6 protein-coding genes are annotated in these 7,946 nt (G+C 70.9%); all 6 read left to right on the plus strand.

What is annotated here, in order from left to right:
• Positions 1-250 precede the first annotated feature (250 nt).
• A complete protein-coding gene (locus ACESL7_RS10185) occupies positions 251-2,572 on the plus strand; it encodes an ATP-dependent helicase (protein ID WP_372893216.1) in 2,322 nt (773 codons plus the stop codon).
• 1,192 nt (positions 2,573-3,764) lie between these two features.
• Positions 3,765-4,271 carry a division/cell wall cluster transcriptional repressor MraZ gene (locus ACESL7_RS10190; protein ID WP_372893217.1) on the plus strand — a complete coding sequence of 169 codons (507 nt, stop codon included), beginning with the start codon at positions 3,765-3,767 and terminating at the stop codon, positions 4,269-4,271.
• Positions 4,272-4,274: 3 nt separating this feature from the next.
• On the plus strand, positions 4,275-5,246 hold the full coding sequence (gene rsmH, locus ACESL7_RS10195) for a 16S rRNA (cytosine(1402)-N(4))-methyltransferase RsmH (RefSeq protein WP_372893218.1): 972 nt from the start codon (positions 4,275-4,277) through the stop codon (positions 5,244-5,246).
• A gap of 4 nt (positions 5,247-5,250) precedes the next feature.
• Positions 5,251-5,601, plus strand: a complete 351-nt coding sequence (ftsL, locus tag ACESL7_RS10200; protein ID WP_372893219.1) for a cell division protein FtsL — start codon at positions 5,251-5,253, stop codon at positions 5,599-5,601.
• Positions 5,598-7,382, plus strand: a complete 1,785-nt coding sequence (locus tag ACESL7_RS10205; RefSeq protein ID WP_372893220.1) for a peptidoglycan D,D-transpeptidase FtsI family protein — start codon at positions 5,598-5,600, stop codon at positions 7,380-7,382. Before ftsL ends, ACESL7_RS10205 begins: the two co-directional genes overlap by 4 nt.
• Positions 7,383-7,427: 45 nt before the next feature.
• Positions 7,428-7,946, plus strand: a 519-nt coding sequence (locus ACESL7_RS10210; protein WP_372893221.1) for a Mur ligase domain-containing protein, incomplete at its 3' end; no start/stop codon positions are given.

Raw genomic sequence — 7,946 nt, forward strand, 5'->3', positions numbered from 1 at the left:
CGGCCCTGCGTGCGGACCGGGCGCGCCACCGCCCCGTGCGCCCACGACGCGGGCCGGGGCGATTTCCCCGTCCATGGTCATGCGCGGCGCCCGCGCGTTTCGGCCTGACGCCCCGGGCGCGCGATCCGCTCCGATGCGGCCCGTTCCGTGCGTCACGCGAGGGCGCAGGGGGCCGGTCGCGCCGGAAAGGGCCGGAACATCCTGCGAACACACGCTTTCGCCCGCCGGCGCGCTGCGCTACATTCCTGCCATGAACAGCGCCCCTGATACCCCCCTGAGCCAGCGCGCGATGAGCGCGCGCGCCGCCCCCTATCTCGACGGGCTGAACCCCGCGCAGCGCGCCGCGGTCGAGGCGCTCGACGGTCCCGTCCTGATGCTCGCGGGTGCGGGGACGGGCAAGACCAAGGCCTTGACGACGCGCATCGCGCATCTTCTGAACACGGGGCGCGCGCGGCCCAACGAGATTCTCGCGGTGACCTTCACCAACAAGGCCGCGCGCGAGATGAAGGGGCGAATCGGCCGGCTGCTGGGCGAGGCGGTGGAGGGGATGCCGTGGCTCGGCACCTTTCACGCGATCTGCGTGAAGCTCCTGCGCCGCCACGCGGAGCTCGTGGGCCTGAAGTCGAACTTCACGATCCTCGACACCGACGATCAGTTGCGCCTTCTGAAACAGCTCGTCCGCGCCGAGAACATCGACGAGAAGCGCTGGCCGCCGCGTCAGCTCGCCGGGATCATCGACCACTGGAAGAACCGCGCCTGGACGCCGGACCGGGTGCCGGCCTCGGAGGCGGGCGCCTACGACAACCGCGGCACGGAGCTCTACGCGCTCTATCAGGCGCGGCTGAAGGAGTTGAACGCCGTCGATTTCGGCGACTTGCTCTTGCACATGGTCACCATCTTCCAGGCGCACGACGACGTGCTGGAGCAATACCGCCGCTGGTTCCGCTACATCCTCGTGGACGAGTACCAGGACACCAACGTCGCGCAGTATCTCTGGCTGCGCCTGCTCGCGGGCGGGCACCACAACATCTGCTGCGTGGGCGACGACGATCAGTCGATCTACGGCTGGCGCGGGGCGGAGGTGGGCAACATCCTGCGCTTCGAACAGGACTTCCCGGGCGCCGAGGTGATCCGGCTGGAGCAGAACTACCGCTCCACCCCGCATATCCTCGCCGCCGCCTCCGCCGTGATCGCGGCCAACCGCGACCGGCTGGGCAAGACGCTCTGGACCGAGGCGGAGGAGGGCGAGAAGGTCCGCCTCATCGGGCACTGGGACGGCGAGGAGGAGGCGCGCTGGATCGGCGAGGAGATCGAATCGATGCAGCGGGGCACGCGGGGAATGCGGCCCTTTTCCCTCGACGAGATGGCGATTCTCGTGCGCGCCAGCCACCAGATGCGCGCCTTCGAGGACCGCTTTCTCACGATCGGGATGCCCTACCGGGTGATTGGCGGCCCGCGCTTCTACGAGCGGATGGAGATCCGTGACGCGATGGCCTATTTCCGCCTCGCCGTCTCGCCCGCCGACGACCTCGCCTTCGAGCGGGTGGTCAACACGCCGAAGCGCGGCCTCGGCGACAAGGCGCAGCAGAAGATCCAGCTCGCCGCGCGGGAGGCGGGGACGAGCCTTGTCGACGGCGCGAAGCGGCTGCTTGCCGAGCGCGGGCTTTCGGGCAAGGGCGCGGCGGAGCTCGCGAAGCTTCTCGACGGGATCGACCGCTGGGGACGCATGGCGGGCGACCCGGAGATCAGCCATGTCGAGCTCGCCGAGATCATCCTCGACGAATCGGGCTACACGGCGATGTGGCAGAACGACAAGACGCCCGAGGCGCCGGGCCGGCTCGAGAACCTCAAGGAGCTCGTCAAGGCGCTGGAGGAGTTCGAGAATCTCACCGGCTTTCTCGAGCACGTGAGCCTCGTGATGGACAACGAGTCCGAGGGCGAGGGCGCCAAGGTCAGCATCATGACGCTGCACGGCGCCAAGGGGCTGGAGTTTCCGGCCGTCTTCCTGCCGGGCTGGGAGGATGGTCTCTTCCCGTCGCAGCGCGCGATGGACGAGTCCGGCGTCAAGGGCCTCGAGGAGGAGCGCCGCCTCGCCTATGTCGGGATCACGCGGGCGGGCGAGGTCTCCACGATCTCCTTTGCGGGCAACCGGCGTGTCTTCGGGCAGTGGCAGTCGCAGCTGCCGTCGCGTTTCGTGGACGAGCTGCCCGAGGAGCACGTCGAGGTGCTGACCCCGCCGGGGCTTTACGGCGGCGGCTACGGTGCGGCGGCGAGCCGCGGTATCGAGGTCGAGGCGGCGCGCGCCGACGTCTACAACTCCCCCGGCTGGAAACGGATGCAGGCGCGGGCGGGCGAGCGGCCCGTGAGCCAGCCGCGCGAGACGCGCCACAGCGTCATCGACCTCGAGGCGGTGAGCGCCTACGCCGTGGGCGAGCGCGTCTTCCACCAGAAATTCGGCTACGGCGCCATCATCGGCATCGAGGGCGACAAGCTGGAAGTCGACTTCGAGAAAGCGGGGCCGAAGAAGGTGGTCGCGCGCTTCGTGACGGCGGCGGACGATATCCCCTTCTGAGAGCGCGGCGGATCTGCGCGCCACCGGGCTGCCGACAGAGCGGGGCGCCGGACAGAAAAAGAGCGGCAGCGCCAGGGAGGAGGAGGGCGCTACCGCTCTGATCGACGAAACGCCCAGGGAGGAGGAGGGGCGCCTCGATTCGAACCGGGCACGATGTGGATCCGCACCCGTATGCTTGCGGCTGCCGGCCCGAGGCCGTTCAGCCAGTCACGGAACGCCCAGGGAGGAGGAGAGGACGCCCCGATCTCGGTCGGGCGGGGCCTGTGGCCGCGCCCTGTGTAAGAAGCGGCGACGTCAGGGAGGAGGAAGACGCCGCCGCAAGTGACAGAAAACCCAGGGAGGAGGAGAGGGCTTTCTGAACTCTATCTCGTGGGCGCTGCACCCTGTGTGCCCTGCGCCGTTGATCTTCAATTTAGCAAAATGCTGCGCCTGCACAATGGTCGGCTGGTCAATGCTGCCATGCGGCGAATGCATATGCAGTGCTGACCTATTTTTTCGGCAGTCGGGCCGCCCTCCTGATGAACGAGGCGGCACTGCGTGAACGAACCTCCCCCTGTTATCTGCCCGGTGGTGCCCCTCGGAATGCCCGGTGCGGGCGAGTGGCCTGGAGTCTCATGCCCCCGGATGGGCACAGCGCGAGACTCGCGGGGATTCTCTGCCGCGATGCGGGCCTCGGCCGATCCCGGTCCGGTCCGAAAGGCTCGGGGCGGGCGCGGTGTGGCGGATCGGTCACAGGTGCCGCCGCGTGCCGAAACTCGAAGATATGGGGTCGCGGGGGCAGTGCTCCGCAAGATCTGCCGTCGTTCGGCCGTGCGGGCGCTGACGCTGCGGCGTGGCGCGCGACATGACGCGCGAAATACGCGTCTGCTCCACGCAGTACCATAAAAAGGCATTGATTTGCATCTGAACCCATGGCATCACTGTTCACGTGATGAGGGACACGACGAGGCAGTGAAAGCGATCCACCGCACAGACCCGAAAAGGGCAGCGGGTTTCATACAGGCAACACCCCTTCATCAGGACTGAAGAGTTCCGGCGCGCAGGCAGCAGACATCCCCCCAGGTGACGCTGCGCCCGGACAGCCCGGCGACGGGACGAGGGCGGCGGATCGGGCCATGGCAGCAGCCCGGTCCGCCGTTTCGTGTCCGGCGTCCGGGGCGCGCGGGACGAGCGAGCGGAGGTAGAAAGGGCCGTGGGCGTCACCTTCCGGGGCGAAAGCCTCCACAAGGTGGACAGCAAGGGCCGGGTCTCGATCCCGGTCGGCTTCCGGCGTGTGCTGGAGGCCGGAGATCCCGACTGCAGCCCCGGCCAGCCGCCGCGCGTCGCCGTGGCCTACGGCGATCGCAGCGGGCGGCGCCTCGAGTGCTTCACGGTCGCCGAGATCAACGCCCTCGGCGAGCGCATTCGCAGGCTCCCGCGCAAGGATCCCCGGCGCGAGCCGCTCACCGAGCTTTACGTGCGCAACGTGGTCGAGCTCACGCTCGACGACAACGGGCGGATCGTTCTGGGTCAGGCGCTGCGCGAGCCCTTCGCCATCAAGGGCGAGGCGCGCTTCGTGGCCGAGCTCGACCACTTCGAGATCTGGTCGCCCGACAAATACGCCGACAAGCAGGCGCGCATCGAGGCCGTGCTCGAGGAGATGGACTCGGCCGACGATCCGCTCGCGCTGCTCGACGACGTGCCGGACCCGGAGGCCTGAGGCGTGGCCGCTGCCGCGCCGCATACCCCGGTCCTGCTTGCGCCGCTCCTGCGTGCGGTGGCGCCGGTCTCCGGGCGCTGGCTCGACGGAACGCTCGGCGCGGGCGGCTACGCGCGCGGGTTGCTGGAGGCCGGCGCCGACGAGGTCATCGGCCTCGACCGCGATCCCCTGGCGCTGGAGCTCGCCGCGGAGTGGGGCGCGGCCTGGGGCGAGAGGCTCACGCTGGTTCAGGACGTCTTTTCGGAACTCGACCGCCACGGCACGGACCTTCAGGGCGTGGTGCTCGACCTCGGCGTCTCCTCGATGCAGCTCGACCGGCCCGAACGGGGGTTTTCCTTCCAGGTCGACGGGCCACTCGACATGCGGATGGGGCAGGCGGGACCGACCGCCGCCGATATCGTCAACGAGACGCCGGAAGCGACGCTCGCCGACATCCTTTATGCCTATGGCGACGAGCGGGCCAGCCGCCGGATCGCGCGCGCGATCGTGCGCGCGCGCGCCACCGCACCCATAGAGCGCACGCTGCAGCTTGCCGGGATCGTCGAACGCTGCCTGCCGCGCCCCAAGCCGGGGCAGGTGCACCCGGCGACGCGCAGCTTTCAGGCGCTGCGCATCGCGGTCAACGACGAACTCGGCGAGTTGCACGAGGGGTTGATGGCCGCCGAGCGCGCGCTCGCGCCGGGCGGCGCGCTCGCGGTCGTGACCTTCCATTCCATCGAGGACCGGATCGTGAAGCGCTTCATGCAGCGCCGGGCGGGGCAGGGCGGGCGGCCCAACCGCTTCGCCCCGGAGGTGGAGGCCGAGGCGCCGCGCTTCGAGATCGTCACGAAAAAGGCGGTCGGCCCGGACGCCGGGGAGGTCGCCGCGAACCCGCGCGCGCGGTCGGCCCGGCTCCGGGTGGCGTGGCGCACCGATGCGCCGGCCGGACCCGTCGCCGCGGAAGAGATCGGCCTGCCACGAGTCTCAGGGGGATAGCGACATGCGCACCGTCGTCTTCATGCTGACCGCCGTCGCGGTGATCGGGCTCGCCTTCTGGGCCTACCGCGAGAACTACCGCACGCAGCAGGCCATCGCCGAGACCGAGCGCCTTCAGGACGAGATCGCCGCCGCGCGGGCGCGGCTCGGCGTGCTGCGCGCCGAATGGGCCTATCTCAACCGGCCGGACCGGCTGATGATGCTGGCGGAGATGAGCTACGACGAGCTCGGCCTCCTGCCCCTGCGCCCCGAGCAGTTCGCGCGCGTCGACCAGGTGGCCTACCCGGAGCCGACGCCGCCGCTCCCCGGGCTGAGCGCCACGATCGAGCTCTCGTCGCAGGAGGCGGCGCGATGATCCGCCGCCCGCTCCGCCCGCTCGCCCGCATTCTCGAGGCCCGCGCCAAGGGAGAGAGCCCCGACGCCATCGAGCGCGAGAACATCCGCCTGCGCCACGAGGAAATGCGCGACAGGCTGCGCCAGCGCGCCGAGATCCGGCTCATGGTGCTCGGCGTGGGCTTCCTCTGTGCCTTCGGCGTCGTCGGCGCCCGCATGGCCGATCTCGCCGCTTCCGAGCCCGAGGAGCCGCGCGTAAGTGCGTCGACCGCCGCGATTCTCGCGCAGCGCGCCGACATCACCGACCGCCGCGGTCGTGTGCTCGCCACCAACATGGAGACGCACAGCCTCTACGCCCATCCGCAGGACATGATCGAGCCCGAGCGCGCGGCGCGCGACCTGGCGGAGATCTTCCCCGACCTCGACGCCGAGCGCCTCGTCGCCGACTTCACCGGCGACCGCAGGTTCCTCTGGATCAAGCGCCGGATCAGCCCCGAGCAGAAGCAGGCGGTGCACGACATCGGCGAGCCGGGGCTTCTCTTCGGCCCGCGCGAGATGCGGCTCTATCCCAACGGCCCCGTCGCCGCGCATGTCCTCGGCGGCGCGGGGTTCGGCCGCGAAGGCGTGCACGCCGCCGAGGTGGTGGGCCGCGCCGGGGTGGAAAAGACCTTCGACGACCGCCTCCGCGATCCGGCGCAGGCCGGCACGCCGCTCGCGCTCTCGCTCGATCTGACGGTGCAGGCGGCGACCGAACGGGTGCTGGAGGGCGCGATGCGCCTCTTCGACGCCAAGGGTGCGGCCGCGGTGCTGATGGACGTGAAGACGGGCGAACTCGTCAGCCTTGCGAGCCTGCCGGATTTCGATCCGAACGACCGGCCGGCGGCGGCTGCAGGGACCGACCCCGGCGAGAGCCCTCTCTTCAACCGCGCCCTGCAGGGCGTCTACGAGCTCGGCTCGACCTTCAAGATCTTCACCGCCGCGCAGGCGCTCGAGCTCGGCGTGGTGGACGACGAGACGGTGATCGACACCTCGGGGCCGATGCGGATCGGCGGTTTCCCGATCCGCGAGTTCCGCGGCAAGGACTACGGCGAGCAGACGGTCGAAGGGATCGTCGTGAACAGCTCCAACCGCGGCACCGCGCGGCTTGCGCTCGAGATCGGGGCGGAGCGTCAGCGCGACTTCCTCGAACGGCTCGGCCTGACCGACCTCGTGCCCATCGAGATGCCGGAGGCCCGGGGCGGTGCGCCGCTCCTGCCCGGGCGTTGGGGCGAGGTTTCGACCGTGACCGTCTCCTACGGGCACGGCATCTCGATCACGCCGCTGCATCTCGCCGCGGCCTACGCGACGATCGCGAACGGCGGACGCAAGGTGACGCCGACGCTCCTGAGACAGGACGGGCCGCGGGACGGCGCGCAGGTCATGGCGCCGGAGGTGGCGGCGGCCGCGCGCGACATGCTGCGCCGCGTGGTCACCGACGGCACGGCGAGCATGGCCGAGGTGAAGGGCTACCGCGTCGCGGGCAAGACCGGCACCGCCGACAAGCCGAAGCCCACGGGCGGCTATTACGAGGACCGGGTGATCGCCACCTTCGCCAGTGTCTTCCCCGCCGACGATCCGGCCTACGCGCTCGTCGTGACGCTCGACGAGGCGGTGGAGACGAGCGGCGAGGAGCCACGCCGCTCGGCGGGCTGGACGGCGGTGCCCGTGGCGGCCGAGCTCATCCGGCGCGCCGCGCCGCTGCTCGGGCTCCGGCCGGAGATTGAACCCGAGCCGGTGACCGGTGTAACGCTGACGGCCAACTGAGCCGGCGCGGGGCCGGCCCCCTTCTTGACCAGCGAAAGGCGGCGCGTGGGCGACACGAGCGGAACGAAGACCCTCACCGAACTGGGCCTCGCGGCGCGGGGCGGCGCGGCGGCGGAGATCACGGGGCTTTGCGTGGACAGCCGCGAGGCGGCGCCGGGGCATCTCTTCGCGGCGCTGCCGGGCGTGCGCGCGCACGGCGCGGGGTTCGTGCCCCAGGCGCTGGAGCGCGGCGCGGCCGCGGTGCTGACGGATGCCGAGGGCGCGACGCACTGCGGCGCGGCGGTGGCGGCGGCGGGCGCGGCGCTGATCGTGTCGGACGAGCCGCGCGCAGCGCTCGCCCGCGCCGCGGCGCTCTGGTTCGGGGCGCAGCCGCGGGTCATGGCGGCGGTGACCGGCACCAACGGCAAGACCTCGGTGGCGAGTTTCCTGCGCCAGATCTGGATCGCGCTCGGGCACCGGGCGGTGAACCTCGGCACGACGGGCGTGGAGGGCGCCTGGGAGACGGCGCTGCGCCACACCACGCCGGAGCCGATCACGCTGCACCGGGTGCTCGCCGAGGCCGCC

The organism is Rhodosalinus sp., assembly GCF_041685465.1.
Lineage (GTDB): Bacteria > Pseudomonadota > Alphaproteobacteria > Rhodobacterales > Rhodobacteraceae > Rhodosalinus.

Excerpts from the sequence above, each read along its gene's own strand:
- ACESL7_RS10185 (WP_372893216.1), top strand. The coding sequence starts at position 251 with ATGAACAGCGCCCCTGATACCCCCCTGAGCCAGCGCGCGATGAGCGCG.
- ftsL (WP_372893219.1), top strand. The coding sequence starts at position 5,251 with ATGCGCACCGTCGTCTTCATGCTGACCGCCGTCGCGGTGATCGGGCTC.
- ACESL7_RS10205 (WP_372893220.1), top strand. The coding sequence starts at position 5,598 with ATGATCCGCCGCCCGCTCCGCCCGCTCGCCCGCATTCTCGAGGCCCGC.